The organism is Kitasatospora sp. NPDC001603 (assembly GCF_040298365.1).
Classification (GTDB): Bacteria; Actinomycetota; Actinomycetes; order Streptomycetales; family Streptomycetaceae; genus Kitasatospora.
In genome coordinates this window covers 22904-37612 of the sequence record NZ_JBEPAA010000078.1, presented here as the reverse complement: position 1 = coordinate 37612, position 14709 = coordinate 22904, and the positions used below count along the sequence as shown (strand labels likewise).

General features: G+C 73.1%; 10 protein-coding genes. 1 reads left to right on the top strand and 9 read right to left on the bottom strand.

Going from position 1 to position 14709, the window contains the following annotated elements:
• Positions 1–2150: FtsK/SpoIIIE domain-containing protein (locus ABT263_RS32330; protein ID WP_352295834.1), on the top strand; the 2150-nt coding region annotated here is incomplete at its 5' end.
• 261 nt (positions 2151–2411) lie between these two features.
• On the opposite strand, the gene ABT263_RS32325 is transcribed toward ABT263_RS32330, so the two are convergent.
• The 9 genes from ABT263_RS32325 to ABT263_RS32285 form a co-directional block, all read right to left on the bottom strand.
• Entirely contained in the window at positions 2412–2621 is a 210-nt protein-coding gene (locus ABT263_RS32325; RefSeq protein WP_352295831.1) for a hypothetical protein, read from the bottom strand.
• 117 nt (positions 2622–2738) lie between these two features.
• Positions 2739–3653 carry an enoyl-CoA hydratase/isomerase family protein gene (locus tag ABT263_RS32320; protein ID WP_352295829.1) on the bottom strand — a complete coding sequence of 305 codons (915 nt, stop codon included), beginning with the start codon at positions 3651–3653 and terminating at the stop codon, positions 2739–2741.
• Positions 3650–4783: a cytochrome P450 gene (locus ABT263_RS32315; protein WP_352295849.1), complete on the bottom strand. Its 1134-nt coding sequence runs from the start codon at positions 4781–4783 to the stop codon at positions 3650–3652. The genes ABT263_RS32320 and ABT263_RS32315 overlap by 4 nt, the downstream gene beginning before the upstream one ends.
• Positions 4784–5081: 298 nt before the next feature.
• A complete protein-coding gene (locus ABT263_RS32310) occupies positions 5082–6476 on the bottom strand; it encodes a cytochrome P450 (protein ID WP_352295826.1) in 1395 nt (464 codons plus the stop codon).
• A 75-nt stretch (positions 6477–6551) separates the two neighbouring features.
• Positions 6552–7142, bottom strand: coding sequence for a GTP-binding protein (locus ABT263_RS32305; protein ID WP_329487891.1), 591 nt, complete (start codon positions 7140–7142; stop codon positions 6552–6554).
• Positions 7117–7491 (bottom strand): DUF742 domain-containing protein, encoded by a 375-nt coding sequence (locus tag ABT263_RS32300; RefSeq protein WP_329487892.1) that lies wholly within the window; start codon positions 7489–7491, stop codon positions 7117–7119. Before ABT263_RS32300 ends, ABT263_RS32305 begins: the two co-directional genes overlap by 26 nt.
• The gene (locus ABT263_RS32295; protein WP_329487893.1) at positions 7488–7889 is read right to left on the bottom strand and encodes a roadblock/LC7 domain-containing protein; all 402 of its coding nucleotides are present in this window, start codon (positions 7887–7889) and stop codon (positions 7488–7490) included. The genes ABT263_RS32300 and ABT263_RS32295 overlap by 4 nt, the downstream gene beginning before the upstream one ends.
• Positions 7886–9229, bottom strand: coding sequence for an ATP-binding protein (locus ABT263_RS32290; protein ID WP_352295823.1), 1344 nt, complete (start codon positions 9227–9229; stop codon positions 7886–7888). Before ABT263_RS32290 ends, ABT263_RS32295 begins: the two co-directional genes overlap by 4 nt.
• Positions 9230–9693: 464 nt before the next feature.
• Positions 9694–14643 (bottom strand): NAD-glutamate dehydrogenase, encoded by a 4950-nt coding sequence (locus ABT263_RS32285; protein ID WP_329487895.1) that lies wholly within the window; start codon positions 14641–14643, stop codon positions 9694–9696.
• Positions 14644–14709 lie beyond the last annotated feature (66 nt).

The window sequence follows — 14709 nt, the reverse complement described above, 5'->3', positions numbered from 1 at the left end:
CCGGCCGCGGCCGGGGCCTGCTCTCGCTCCGGCTCGGCCGCGCCGGCGCCGAGCCGCCCGGCCAGGAGAGCGCCGAGCGCCACCACGCCGCCGTCCGCACCCGGCAGGCCGCCGCCCAGCGCGAGCGCTGGCCCGACCTCGCCACCCTGCTGCTCAACGCCCTCGGCCCGGGCCCGCGGCTCTGGGAGCGCGGCCCCGGCCACCCCGACGCGCTCACCCTGCGCCTCGGCACCGCCGACCGGCCCGGCGGGCCCGGCACCACCCCCGGCACGCTGCTGCCCGCCGTCCCGGTCACCCTCGACCTGCAGACCGCCGGCAGCCTCGGCCTCAGCGGCCCGCGCGAGCGGCTGGACGCCCTCACCCGCGCGGTCGTCGCCCAGCTGGCCGCCCTGCACCCGCCCACCGGCCTCAGCCTCGTCGTGGTCGACGCCGACCCGGCGCGGCCCGCGCAGGACCGCGTCGACACCTGGGCCTGGGCGCTGTGGCTGCCGCACCTGCGCCCCGTCGACGGCCAGGACTGCCGGCTGCTGATCGGCCTCGACGACGAGCAGGCCACCGCCCGCCTCGCCGAGCTCACCGCCCGGCTCAGCGGCCCGGTCGGGCTCGGCGGCCACCCCGCCACCGTGGTCGTGGTCGACGGCCGCCCGCCCGGCGACGCCGCCCGGCAGGCCCTCGACCTGCTGCTGCGCCAGGGCCCGGCCGTCGGCATCTTCCCGATCTGCCTCGCCGAACAGCCCGAGCTGCTGCCGCGCGGCGTCGGCGCCACCGCCCTGATCACCGGCGAGGTCGGCACCCAGCTCTCCCTCGACCGGCCGGTCGCCCGGGGCCGCGAGACGCTGCACGAGGTCTCGCTGGACGCCGTCTCCGACGTCTGGGCCGAACGGCTGGCCCGCGTCCTCGCCCCGCTGCGGGAGGCCGTCCCCGCCGCCCGCGGCCCGCTGCCCGACGCGCTGCGCCTGCTCGACCTGCTGCAGCTCGACACCGTCACCCCGGCCAAGCTCTCGGCCCGCTGGGCCGCGCACGCCGGCGGCATCGGCGCCGCCACCGCCCTGCTGGGCACCACCCGCGACGAGCTCTGCACCCTCGACCTCGCCGACCCCGAGCTCACCCTGCCCTCGCCCGACCCGGGCGGCCCGCACCTGCTCATCGGCGGCGCGCGCGGCTCGGGCAAGACCGAGCTGCTGCGCACCCTGGTCGCCTCGCTGGCCGTCTCCGAGCGGCCCGAGCGGCTGGCCGTCTCCCTCATCGAGGGCCGGGCGACGGAGGAGGGTCTGGACGGCTGTACCGAGCTGCCGCACGTCACCGGGCTGGTCAACGCCGCCACCGACCCGCGCGCCGCACTGCTCGCGGCGGAGGCACTGGAGGACGAACTCGCCCTGCGCGAGCGGCTGTTCGACGGCCTGGACTTCGCCTCCTGGCACGCGGCCCGCATCTTGGACGGCGAGCGGGGCCTGGCCGGAGAGCGAGGCCTGGACGGCGAGCGCGGGCAGGACGACGCCCGGGGCCTGGAAGCGGGCCGGCCGGCCGTCCCGGTACCCGCCGCGGTCGGCGCCGCCGGCACCACGGCGCCGGCGGCCACCGCCAGGATCATCCACCCCCGCAGCGGCGACTCCCCCCGGTCCGCCGCCGCCCCGGCGCCCGTGGTGCCCGCCCGGCTGGTCGTCGTGGTGGACGACTACGACGCCCTGCTCGCCCCGACCTCCCCGGCCGGCCGGCCCCTGGCCCGCGCCCTCGCGGCCGTCGCCCGCCGCGGCGGCTCGCTCGGCGTCCACCTCGCCGTCACCACCGGCCGCCCCGAGGAGAGCGCCGGCACCGAGGTCGACGAGGCCGCGCTGCTGCGGATCGCGCTGCGCACCGACGACCCGGCCGACTCGGACCTGCTGATCCACCTCGGTGACGCCGCCGCCCTGGGCGAGGACACCCCCGGCCGCGGATATCTGCGGCTGCCGGACGGCGGTGTCACCGCGTTCCAGAGCGCCCGGATCAGCGGCCGCATCCCGCGGACCGCCACCCTGCGGCCGACGGTGGTCGCGATAGACCCGCTCCAGCTCGGTGCCCCGCCGGCCCGCCGGCCGGTGCGCGAGCTCGGCAACGGCCCGACCGACCTCGCCCTGCTGGCGAGCGCGCTCCAGCGGGCGGCCACGCACTGACCCGGGGGCGGGGCGGACCGGTCGCCGGTCCGCCCCGCCCCCGGTCGTCCGGCGCGCGGGTGCTCAGGAGCAGTACATGCCGCGGTTCGCCACGGCCAGGCCGCCGACCTTGTCGCCGTCCAGGGTGAACTCGTACTTCCAGCCCTGCGTGCCCCGGCCGCCCTCGACCGGCATCTCGTACTTGCCGCTCCCGGCCGGCTCCAGCCCCTTGTCGCCGTAGGCCTGCCTGAGCGCCTCGACCGTCGAACCGGCCCCGATGCCCTAGGCGGTCCGGGCGCCCGCCGGGGCCACCAGCTCGCGCAGACCCTCCGGGCCGAACCCGGCCCGGCCGGTGGCCAGGAACGCGGCGTCGCGGGTCGCCGCCGGGGCGGCCGCGGTCTTCCCGCCGGAGTCGCAGGCCGCCGCCCCCGTGACGACCAGCGCCACGGTCAGCGCGGTCCCCACGGTGCGCCTGATGCGCGTCGTCGTCATGATGATCTTCCCCCTTGTCGCGGGCCACCGTACCGAAGCCGGATCGGCGGCGGGGCCGGTGGGTCCGTGCCCCGGACACGGACCCACCGCGGCGAGCGGTACAGGAGGCGCGGCGGCTCAGGAGGACGGCGGAGCGCCGGTCCCGCGGGCGTAGTGGGCGCCGGCGAGGACGGCGGCCATCAACTCCGCGTCCAGGACGGAGGTGTCGGCCAGCCTGGTCGCCGCCGCGTGGGAGTTGAGCAGCGTCTTGGTGACCCGCAACGCGGCTTCGGGGCGGCGCGTCACGGGCCTGACCCACTCGGCCACCGCCACGTCCAGCTCCTCCTCGGGGACGACCCGCTGGAGGATGGAGAGGTCGTACGCCTCGGCGGCACCGACCGGGCGGCCGGTGAGGATGATCTCGCGGGCCCGGGCCGCGCCCACCTCGTGCAGCAGTCGGGGCAGCAGGCCGCCCCACGCGACGGGCAGGCCGAGGGCGAGTTCGGGCAGCCGGAAGGCGGCCGTGTCGGCGCCGACCCGCAGGTCACAGGCGAGGGCCAGCGCGAAGCCGGCGCCGATCGCCCGGCCCTGGACCCGCGCGATGGTCACGGCCGGGCTGTCGGTGAGGGCCGCGCAGACCTGGCGGGCCAGGGTGCCGGCGGTGCGGATGCCGCCACCCGTGGGGTCCGCGCCGAGCGAGTCGGCGAACTCGTCCCGGTCGCCGCCGAGGCAGAAGTCCGGACCGGCGCCGGACAGCACCACGGCGCGGACGGCCGGGTCCGGCGCGGCGAGCACGGCGAGGAGGTCGCGCAGCACGGCCTCGGTGACGGCGTTGCCGGTCTCGGGGCTGTCCAGCTCGACGTACAGCACCGCGCCCCGGCGCTCGGCGTGGACGGCGCGGGGCGCCGGGGCGTGGGAGCCGGCGGGCTCCGGATCGCCCGCCTCGTACGCGGCGCGGTCATGGGCCGCCCCGCCCGCGGGGGCCCGCCCGGGCGGCGCCGGCGGCTGGAGGGGGTACGGGGGGTACGGGATCGCCTCGGAGGAAACGTTCATGCCGCCACTCTCAAGGACATCACCCGGTGGAAGACCATCCGGGGTGCGAACTCGGGCTGGCCCACCACCCGCAGGGTCGGGAAGCGCCGCAGCAGCTGCCCCAGCAGGGTGCGCGCCTCCAGCCGGGCCAGGGCCGCGCCGAGGCAGTAGTGGGCGCCCCCGCCGAAGGCGATGTGGGAGCCCTTGCGGAGGACGTCGAAGGTGTGCGGAGCCGGATTGCGGCGCGGGTCGCGGTTGGCCGCGCCGTACATCACGTGGACCATGGTGTCCTTGGGAATGAACACCCCGGCCAGCTCCGTGTCCTCCCCCGCCACCCGGCTGTTGAGGCGGACCGGCGGGTCGTAGCGCAGCGCCTCCTCGACCGCGTCGTCGATGTGCTCCGGCCGGGCCCGCAGCCAGTCCCAGGTGCCCGGGGACCGGAGCAGCGACCACACCATCAGGGAGAGCGACGCCGCCGTCGCCTCCAGCGACGCGATGGTGACGAACATGGTGAGCTCGTAGACGGTCCGGTCGGTGGCCTCGCGGTCCGACTCCAGCGCGTCCCAGGTGCGGATCCAGCCGGACACCACGTCGTCGCCCGGATGGGCACGCCGCTCCTGGACGAGGTCGGTGAAGTACCGGCGCAGGTGCAGGGTGGCCGCTTCGGAGATCGCCAACTGGCTCTTGGTGGGCAGGAGTTCCTGGGCGTGCACCTGGTTGTGGGTGATCTCCAGGATGTGCGCGTAGTCCTCCGGCGGAAGGTCCAGCCAGCGTCCGATGGTGTTGATCGGGAGCCGGTCGCCGACCAATGAGGCCAGGTCCGCCTCGCCGTCCACGCGTATTCGCTCGGCCAGCCGGTCGAGCAGTTCGGTGACGTCGGCCTCGATCTCCGGCGCCAGGGCCTGGAGGGTGTGGCGGCCGAAGAGGTTCCCGAGGCCCTTCCGCTGCTGGGTGTGGACGGGGGCGTTGAGCCGGTGGAGGGTCCGGCTCATCTCCTGGGTGGCGACGGCCTGCCAGCGCTCGGTCTCGGTCTGCCGCCCCTGCCAGGCCAGGTCGGGGACGAGCCAGTTCCTGCCGCGCAGGACCTGGTCGCACGCGTCGTAACCGGTGACCAGGTACCCGCCCCACGGCGCCGGCACGAGATCGCCCATGGCCCGCAGCTCGTCGTAGATCGGGAACGGATCGGCCAGCCCCTCCGCCGACCGCAGCCGCCGTAGCAACGGCACGGCGGCGCGGCGGTCGACGGTTCCAGCACGGCACTCCGGCGTCCCGGGGCGGGCTTCCATCATGGCGGTCACACGGGGCTCCTTGCGCTGGCGGGCAGTACGGCGGCGACCTACCCACCGGGAGCACGCTCAAGCGTCGATCGGAGTTGCCCCCGTCACATGCGCGAAGTCACCGGACCCCGTGCACCGCTGAGCGGTCGTCCGGTCTCCCGCGCCGTCCCGGTCAGAGCCGGAAGACGTCCAGGAAGGAGCTCCACCACCCCTTCTGCTTGACCGGGGCCCGGCCCGCGGCGGGCGCCGCGGCGGTGGCGGCCGGCGGGTGCGGCGTCCCGTTGGCGGCGGCCTGGCCGGCGGGCGGGCCACCGAGGCCGGCTCCCGTGCCCGCCACCGGGGGGCGGACGGGCGCCGGGCTGAACCGCACCGGCAGCGAGACCAGTCCGCGCTGGAACGGGCCCGGCCGCCAGCCCACGCTCTGCGCGGGCACCGCGAGCGTGACGTCCGGGAGCGCGTTGAGCAGGCACTCGATCGCGGTCAGCGCGATCAGCTGGGCCGGCGACTTGGCCGGGCAGGCGTGCGGGCCGGCGCCCCAGGCCAGGTGGGCGCCCTTGCTGAGGGTCAGTCGGGCGTCGGTCAGCGCGGGGTCGGTGTTGGCGGCGGCGAAGCTGATCACCACCGGGCTGTCCGCGGGCATCCGGACCCCGCCCACCTCGACGTCCTGCATCGGGAAGTGCGTCGCGTAGTTGGCGATCGGCGGGTTGTTCCACAGCACGTCGTCGAGGGCGTCCTCGATGCGCATCCCGGAGCCGGCGTCACCGGACAGCAGCAGGAGCAGCGCGTTGCCTATCAGGTTGCGCTCGGGCTCGACCCCGGCGCCCATCAGCATGACCAGCTGGTCCTTGAGCTCCTCGTCGCGCAGCCCGGCCGGGTGCTGGACGAGCCACGAGGTGATGTCGTCGCCGGGCTGGCGGCGCTTCAGCGCGACCAGGTCCATCAGGCAGGCGTTCAGCTCCTCGTTGGCCTGGAGCACGTCCAGCCCGTCGAAGAGCGCGGACATGCTGCGGGTCAGCCGGTCGCCGATGTCGGCCGGGCAGCCGAAGAGCTGGTTGAACAGCAGCAGCGGCAGCAGCTTGGCGTAGTCGTTGATCAGGTCGGCCCGGCCCAGCGGGCTGAACTGGTCGATCAGGTAGCCGGCGATCCGCTCGACGTGCCGGTTGAGCCGGTTGTCGTTGAGCCGCTCCAGGCTCTCGGTGACGGCCTTGCGCAGCCGGAGGTGCTCGGTGCCGTCCGTGAACAGGCAGTTGGGCCGGTAGAACATCATCGGCAGGACGGGGCTGTCCATCGGCACCCGCCCCTCCTTCAGCGCCGACCACCGCCGGGAGTCCCGGGCGAACAGCCCCGGGTTCTGCAGCACCCGCAGGGCGACCTCGTGCGAGGTCACCAGCGTGGCGTCCACACCGGGCGACAACTCCACGGGCGCGACGGGGCCGTGCGCGCGCAGCGCGTCGTAGACCGCCTCGGGGTCGGACGAGAACATCTCCCCGTACAGCGGGGTCGGGCCGCCGTGCATCGGGCAGCCCGGGGGCGGCGACTGCGGGGCGGAGCGCTGCGGAGATTCCATGGGTCGTTCCTCGGAAATGGCCCCGGGCGGGTGCGGCCCCGGGAGGCGGTGACGGGGGGCGGTGACGGGGAAGGGTCAGGAGGCGCGTTCGAGCAGGTGCCGGACGAGGGTCAGCAGCGCGTCGGCCGACGACCGCTGGTCGCGGGCGTCGCAGAACACCACCGGCGTGTGGGGCAGCAGGTCGAGCGCCTCGCGCAGCTCGTCCTCGGTGTAGTCGCTCTGCCGGTCGAAGCTGTTGACCGCCACGGCGTACTCCAGGCCGTACTGCTCGATCAGGTCGATGACGGGGAAGGTGTCCGTGAGCCGGGTCGGGTCGGTCAGCAGCAGCGCTCCCAGCGCCCCCCGCGCCATGTCCTCCCAGAGCTGCATGAAGCGCTGCTGGCCCGGCGTGCCGAACAGGTACAGCACCAGGTCGTCGCCGAGCGTCAGCCGGCCGAAGTCCAGGGCCACGGTCGTGGTCTTCTTGTCCGGTGCGCCCCGGAGGTCGTCGACGCCGGTGGACGCCTGCGTCATCTTCTCCTCGGTGCTCAGCGGGGCGATCTCCGACAGGGCGCCGATGAGCGTGGTCTTGCCGACCGCGAAGTGGCCCACGACCAGGATCTTGACGGCGGTCGTCACCCCGCCCGGGACGTAGATGTCCTCAGGCGAACCGGCGTTGAAGTCCATGCAGTACCTTCTCTAGAAGTCTCGGATCCGGGGCCTGGGCCGGTGGCGGGGCCGCCCGGCGCAGCAGCCGCCCCTCGCGGATCAGGTCCGTCAGCAGCAGCCGGACCACCCCCACCGGGAGCACCAGGTGGGCCGCGACCTCGGCCACCGAGAGGTAGCCGCCGGAGCACAGTTCCCAGATCGCCGTGGTCTCCGGGCTCGGCCGGGCCGGGAGGCCCTGCTCGGGAGCGACGGTGACCAGGGTGATCAGGGACAGGTCGTCCGCACTCGGCAGCTCACGGCCGCCGGTGATGACATAGGAGCGGATGAATCCGCTGGCAACCCGCTGCTCCTCGCCGGGAACCGTCATGAGCCGCTGTGTGTGCTCTGGCGCGGCGCCGCTGTCATGGCCCGTCCGAGCGCGCCCACCTGCTGCTGCATCCGGAAGGACATCGCCTCCATGTCCACGTCGGAGGCGGTGGAGGCCGCGAGGTAGGCGCCGCTGCCGGCCGCGATCAGGAAGATCCAGCCGTGGTCGTACTCCAGGAGCGTCTGGCGCCACGTCCCGCCGTTGCCGCCGACGAACGGGGCCACCGCGCGGCTCAGCGACTGCATCGAACTCATCGCGGCGGCGTTGGTCTCCGCCTCGTCGCGGCCGATCTCGCTGGACCGTTCGAGCAGGAGGCCGTCGGCGGAGACGAGAATGGCGTGCCGGGCACCGCGCACCTGCAGCACGTCGTTGAGCACCCAGGTCAGATCAGGGCTCACTGGATCTCGGTTCCTTCCGTGGTCATGGTGTTGCGCCCGGACAGCGTCCCGCGCTGGAACGCGCCGAGGCGGGACGCCGTCTCCTGGCCGGTGCTCGGCACCGGCTCGTCGACGCGGCCGGAGTCCTGCGGGTGCGGGACCACCGAGACAGTGCGCTGGCGGCGGCGCCTGGGCAGCCGTCCGTCCGCCGTCATCTCCGGGACCGCCTGCGCCGCGGCCGGGGCGACCTGGGCGAGGGCGGCCGGAACGGGCTCGGGCAGCGACGCGAGCCGCTGCGCCCGGGCCGGTACGGGCTGCTCCACCGGCTCCCCCTGGTGCTCACCCTGGTACGTGCTCTGCTGGGCGCCGTCGTACTCGCCCTGGTACGCGTTCTGCTGGGCGCCCTGGTAGGCGCCGCTGTAGTCACCGTGGCCGGCGGCCGCCGGGGGCGCGACCTCGCTGCTGAGCAGTTCGGCGGGCAGCAGCACCACGGCCCGCACCCCGCCGTACGGGGAGACCGAGTCGACCGAGACCCGGAAGCCGTAGCGGGCGGCCAGCATGCCGGAGACGGCGAAGCCGAACTTCGGGGGGTTGCCGAGGCCGGTGAGGCTGATCGGCGCACCGGGGTTCAGGAGCGCGGCGGCGCGGTCCTTCTCCTCCTGCCCCATGCCGAGGCCGGCGTCGTCGATGATCAGGCAGACCCCGGTCGGGACGGCCTGGACGCTGATCTCCACCGGGGTGTCCGGCGCGGAGTAGTTGGTGGCGTTGGCCAGCAGCTCGGCCAGCACGACGGCGACCGGCTCGACGACCTTGCTGACCAGCGAGACGCTGACCCGGGAGTGGATCTGCACCCGGTCGAAGTGCCGGATCCGGCCCTGGGCGCTGCGGGCCACGTCGTAGATCGAGGCGACGGTCTCCCGGCGGCCCAGCCAGCCGCCGCAGAGCACCGCGATGCCCTGGGCGCGCCGGCCGAACTGGCTGTTGGTGTGGTCGATCAGCATCAGGTCGGCGAGGATCTGCGGGCTGTCGCCGTACTTGCGCTGGACCTTGTCGATGACGACCTGCTGCTCGTCGGCCAGACCCTGCAGGGTCCGCATCGCCGCCTTGAGGACGGCCTTGGTGTCCTCCTCGGCGTCCCGGCGGACCTCCGCCAGCACGGCCGCGTGCTGGCTCTGCAGGCGCGAGTTCAGCGCACCGAGTTCGTCGCGCTGCCGCTGCGCCTGGGCGGCCGTCTCCTCAAGGGAAACGTTTCGCCTGCGCAGGGAGAGGTTCGTCCTGCGGGCTTGGAGGGAGACCCCGACTACTGCGAGCATCACCACGATGGAGACCCAGAAAAAGGGTTCCTGCACAAATGACGTCATGAAACTCTCTTCAGGTGGCATCGCGTCAGGAACTGGTCCGGACCGCCCTGCGCGGGTGGGACTGGCGGCCTGCTCCCCGCCGAAAGACACCTGTTGTTCCAGCACGTCGGTGGAGCTCTTCCGGCACGGACCTGCGGCAACGCCTATCGCGGAGTTAGCTTACTGCAACTCTTGCCATGTCAGAACAGTTGCCAATCAGGGCAGTTGGGGAGGAACTCCGCCACCTGACGACACTTCGGGGCCGACGTACCGGACATTGTGACCCCGCGTTCACCCGCACCTCACATCCGGGCCACAAACGGATTCGCACCCGGAGTGACCGGCCTGACACGCTCCGCCTCGACGCCCGCCCTCCCCCGGCCGCAGCCCCGGCCACCGACCCGGAGAACGACCCGGAGAACGACGACGGCGGGGCCGCGTCCGAAGACGCGGCCCCGCCGTCCGGGCCGTCCGGCTCCCGGTCGTCAGCGCATCGAACCCGTGCGGAGCAGGGTGCGGATGACGCGCATCGCGACGGAGAGGCTGGACAGCTCGTAGTTGTCCGAACCCCTTATGTCGTCGAGCGTGCTCTTGGCACGGTTCAGCAGGGTGGAGTTGAGCTCCGCCCAGGCGGTGTACCGCTCCTCGGGGGTCGCGCCCTCGGGGCCGCAGGCCAGGATGTCGGCGGTCAGCGCCGCGTGGGCCGCGAAGAGGTCCTCGCGGATCGCCGCGCGGGCCATCGACGACCAGCGGTCGGTCCGCGGCAGCTCGATGATGCGGTCGAGCAGGTGGGTGATCTGCAGGCGGTCGGCCAGGTCGTAGTACAGCTCGGCGACCTCGGCGACGTCCTTGCCGGACCGGTCCGCGACCTCGGTGATGTCCAGGGTCGGGAAGGTCGAGGACAGACCCGCGATCCGGGTGGCCAGCTCCTCCGGCACGCCGGCCGCGGCGAGCTCGCCGTAGACCGACTCGAACCAGGCCAGGTCCTCGCCGCGCAGCGGCTTGGGCAGCGAGCCCCAGACCTGGTTGACCCGGTCGTGGAAGAACTCGATGGTGCCGGCGATGTCGAGCGGCTGGCGGCGGTTGTTGAGCATCCACCGGGTGGCGCGCTCGACGAGCCGGCGCGAGTGCAGCCGCATCCTGGTCTGGGCGCCGGCCGGGACCCGGTTGTCCAGGGCCTCGATCTCGGACCAGATCTGCTCCAGGCTGAAGACGGCCCGCGCGGCGGTGTGCGTCCGGGCGATCTCCTCATACGTGGCGCCGGTCTCCTCCTTCAGCCGGAAGGCGAAGGTGCAGCCACCGCGGTTGATCGTGTCGTTGACGATCAGCGTGGTGATGATCTCGCGGCGCAGCGCGTGGTTGTCGATCGCCTCGGCGAACCGGGCCCGCAGCGCGCTGGGGAAGTACTCGTGCAGCGCGGTGCGGAAGAACGGGTCGTCGGGCAGCTCGGTGGCGAGCAGCTCGTCGGCCAGGGTGATCTTGGTGTAGGCGAGCAGCACCGACAGCTCGGGCTGCGAGAGGCCGCGGCCGTTCTGCTGGCGCTCGCGGATCTGCCGCTCGGTGGGCAGGAACTCCAGCCCGCGGTCGAGCCGGCCGTCGCGCTCCAGGCGGTTGATCATCCGGGAGTGGACGTTGACCATGCTGGTCGCCTGGGCGACGGCGTTGGCCAGCACCACGTTCTGCGCGTAGTTGTTGCGCAGCACCAGGTGGCCGACCTCGTCGGTCATCTCGGCGAGCAGCTGGTTGCGCTGCTTGACCGTCATGTCGCCGTCCCCGACGACCTGGTTGAGCAGGATCTTGATGTTGACCTCGTGGTCCGAGGTGTCCACCCCGGCCGAGTTGTCGATGGCGTCGGTGTTGATCCAGCCGCCGGCGCCCTGCGGGCCGCCGGACGCCGCGTACTCGATCCGGCCGAGCTGGGTGCAGCCGAGGTTGCCGCCCTCGCCGACGACCCGGACCCGCAGCTGCTCGCCGTTGACCCGGATCGCGTCGTTGGCCTTGTCGCCGACCTCGGCGTTGGTCTCGGTGGAGGCCTTGACGTAGGTGCCGATGCCGCCGTTCCAGAACAGGTCGACCGGCGCCTGGAGGATCCGCTTCATCAGCTCGGCCGGGGTGAGCCGGCTCTCCTCGACGCCGAGCGCGGCCCGCACCTGCGAGGTCAGCTGGATCGACTTGGCGCTGCGCGGGAAGACCCCGCCGCCGGTCGAGATCAGCGACTTGTCGTAGTCGTCCCAGGAGCTGCGCGGCAGCTCGAAGAGGCGGCGGCGCTCGGCGTACGAGACGGCCGCGTCCGGGTTGGGGTCGAGGAAGATGTGCCGGTGGTCGAAGGCGGCGACCAGGCGGATGTGCTCGCTGAGCAGCATGCCGTTGCCGAAGACGTCACCGGACATGTCGCCGATGCCGACGACGGTGAAGTCCTCGGACTGGGTGTCGTGGCCGAGCTCGCGGAAGTTGCGCTTGACCGACTCCCAGGCGCCGCGGGCGGTGATGCCCATGCCCTTGTGGTCGTAGCCGGCCGAACCGCCGGAGGCGAACGCGTCGCCCAGCCAGAAGCCGTACGACTCGGCGACGCCGTTGGCGATGTCGGAGAAGGTCGCGGTGCCCTTGTCCGCGGCGACGACCAGGTAGGTGTCGTCCTCGTCGTGGCGGACCACGTCGGCCGGGTGGACGACCTCGCCGCCCTTGAGGTTGTCGGTGATGTCCAGCAGCGCCGAGATGAAGGTCTTGTAGGACGAGATGCCCTCGGCCAGCCAGGCGTCCCGGTCCACCGACGGGTCCGGCAGCTGCTTGGCGACGAAGCCGCCCTTGGCGCCGACCGGCACGATGACGGTGTTCTTCACCATCTGCGCCTTGACCAGGCCCAGGATCTCGGTGCGGAAGTCCTCACGCCGGTCGGACCAGCGCAGACCGCCGCGGGCGACCTTGCCGAAGCGCAGGTGCACGCCCTCGACCTGCGGCGAGTACACCCAGATCTCGAACGCGGGGCGCGGGGCCGGCAGGTCCGGGATGGCCTTCGGGTCGAACTTCATCGACACGTAGGAGTGCCAGGCGCCCGCTTCACCGGTGTGCTGGAAGAAGTTGGTGCGCAGGGTGGCCTTGATGAGGTGCAGGAAGGAGCGCAGGATGCGGTCCTCGTCCAGCGAGGCGACCTCGTCCAGCGCGCCGGACAGCTCCTCCAGGATGGCGTCGGTCAGCTCGGCCGCGCCCAGCTGGTGGCTGGGGCTCAGCCGGGCCTCGAAGAGGTTGACCAGCAGCCGGGTGCTGTGGGTGTTGTTGCGGAGCGCGTCCTCCATGTAGTCCTGGGAGAACGTCGAGCCCGCCTGGCGCAGGTACTTGGCGTACGCGCGCAGCATCATCGCCTGGCGCCAGGTCAGCCCGGCGGTCAGCACCAGCTCGTTGAAGCCGTCGTTCTCGGCCTTGCCGGTCCAGGTGGCGGCGAAGGTCTCCTGGAAGCGGTCGCGCGCCTCGTCGGTCAGCTCGACGGCCTCGCGCAGCCGCAGGCCGAAGTCGTAGACCCAGGCGGTGGTCTGGTCCGAGCGGGTCAGCGCGTAGGGGTGCTCGTCGAGCACCTCGACGCCCAGGCGCTGCAGGACCGGCAGGACCTCGGTCAGCGAGATCGGGCCGCCGACCCGGTAGATCTTGAAGCGGCGCTCGTCGTCGCCCGCGCCGACCGGCTGGTACAGGTTGAGGCGGAAGTCGCCCTCGCCGTGCAGCGACTCGATCTGCTTGAGGTCGGCGACGGCGGTGCGCGCGGTGAAGTCGGCGCGGTAGCCGTCGGGGAAGGCGTTGGCGTACTTGCGGGACAGCTCGGCGGCCCGCTCCTCGCCCAGCTCCAGGTGCAGCTGGTCGTTGAAGCCGTCCATCCAGAACCGGGCGGCCTCGGCGAGCTTGCCCTCGATCCGCTCGATCTCGGCGTCGGTCAGGTGCGGCAGCTCGCTGCCGGGGGTGACCCGGACGACGAAGTGCAGTCGGGTCAGCACGGACTCCGTCGACCAGACCGTGTAGTCGATCGAGGCGCCGTTGAGCTCCTGCATCAGGATGTCCATCAGGCGCAGCCGGATGCGGGTGGTGTAGCGGTCGCGCGGCAGGTAGACCAGCGCGGAGAAGTAGCGCCCGTACTCGTCCTGGCGCAGGAAGAGCCGCAGCCGGCGGCGCTCCTGGAGGTAGAGCACGCTGGTGGCGATCTGGAGCAGTTCCTCGGCCGGGGTCTGGAAGATCTCGTCCCGGGGGAAGGTCTCCAGGATCTGCACCAGGTCGCGGCCGTCGTGGCTCTCGGTGGAGAAGCCGGAGCTGAGGACGACGTCCTGGACCTTGCGGCGGACCACCGGGATGCGGCTGACCGACTCGGTGTAGGCGGCGGCCGAGAACAGGCCGAGGAAGCGGCGCTCGCCGACGACCTCGCCGTTGGCGTCGAACTTCTTCACGCCGACGTAGTCGAGGTAGGCCGGGCGGTGCACGGTGGAGCGGCTGTTGGCCTTGGTGAGGACGAGCAGCTTCTTCTCGTGGGCCTTGGCGCGCACCGGCGCGGAGAGCCGGCCGAAGGCCTCGCTGACCGGGTGGTGGTCGTCGTCGTGGCTGAGCGGGTCGGAGCGCAGGATGCCGAGGCCGGTGCCGGCGACGGCCTTCAGGACCTCCTCGCCCTCGTGCTCCACCAGGTCGTACTCGCGGTAGCCGAGGAAGGTGAAGTGGTCGTCGGCCAGCCAGCGCATCAGCTCCCAGGCCTCGCCGACCTCCTGCTCGGGCAGGTGGGCCGGGGGCTCCTCGGCGAGCTCGTCGGCGAGCCGCAGCGCGGACTCGCGCATCTTCGTCCAGTCCTCGACGACCTCGCGGACGTCGCCCAGGACCCGGCGCAGGTCGGCCTCGATCGCGCGGAGGTCCTCGCGGTCGGTCTCGCGGTCGACCTCGATGTGCATCCAGGACTCGACGACGGCGTCGGCGGGCCACTCGGCGCCGGCGGCCTGGCTGCGGGCGCAGGCGTCGATGTCCAGGATCTCCAGCAGCTTGCCGGTGATGTCACGGCGGACGACCAGCTGGGGGTGGATCACGATGTGGATCGCCCGGTCCTGGCGGGACAGCTCGTTGGTGACCGAGTCGACCAGGAAGGGCATGTCGTCCGTGACGACCTCGACCACGGTGTGGCCGCAGGACCAGCCGTTCTCCTCCACCGACGGGGTGTGCACGCGGACCTCGGCGGTGCCCTGCGGGCGCTTGAGGCCGAGGCGGTAGTGGGAGGCGGCCGCGCCGTACACGTCGACCGGGTCGCGGTCGACCAGGTCCTCGGGCGCGGTGTGGAGGTAGTAGTGGTGCAGGTACGCGGTCAGAGCGCCGTTGCTCAGACCCTCCCCCGGCGCCGCTCCCCCCACCTGGCTGTTCTCAGCGGCTGCTGCTGCCTTCGTGAGCAGTTCGGCCTTGGCTGCGTCCAGCTTGGTCTGCATGACTTCTTGGCTCCTGTCGCGCGCCGTTGCGTGACTCGGTGGTGTGTGGTCTCACCGCCGGGTCCA

Excerpts from the sequence above, each read along its gene's own strand:
- ABT263_RS32325 (WP_352295831.1), bottom strand. The coding sequence starts at position 2,621 with ATGACGACGACGCGCATCAGGCGCACCGTGGGGACCGCGCTGACCGTG.
- ABT263_RS32320 (WP_352295829.1), bottom strand. The coding sequence starts at position 3,653 with ATGAACGTTTCCTCCGAGGCGATCCCGTACCCCCCGTACCCCCTCCAG.
- ABT263_RS32315 (WP_352295849.1), bottom strand. The coding sequence starts at position 4,783 with ATGGGCGATCTCGTGCCGGCGCCGTGGGGCGGGTACCTGGTCACCGGT.
- ABT263_RS32310 (WP_352295826.1), bottom strand. The coding sequence starts at position 6,476 with ATGGAATCTCCGCAGCGCTCCGCCCCGCAGTCGCCGCCCCCGGGCTGC.
- ABT263_RS32305 (WP_329487891.1), bottom strand. The coding sequence starts at position 7,142 with ATGGACTTCAACGCCGGTTCGCCTGAGGACATCTACGTCCCGGGCGGG.
- ABT263_RS32300 (WP_329487892.1), bottom strand. The coding sequence starts at position 7,491 with ATGACGGTTCCCGGCGAGGAGCAGCGGGTTGCCAGCGGATTCATCCGC.
- ABT263_RS32290 (WP_352295823.1), bottom strand. The coding sequence starts at position 9,229 with ATGACGTCATTTGTGCAGGAACCCTTTTTCTGGGTCTCCATCGTGGTG.
- ABT263_RS32285 (WP_329487895.1), bottom strand. The coding sequence starts at position 14,643 with ATGCAGACCAAGCTGGACGCAGCCAAGGCCGAACTGCTCACGAAGGCA.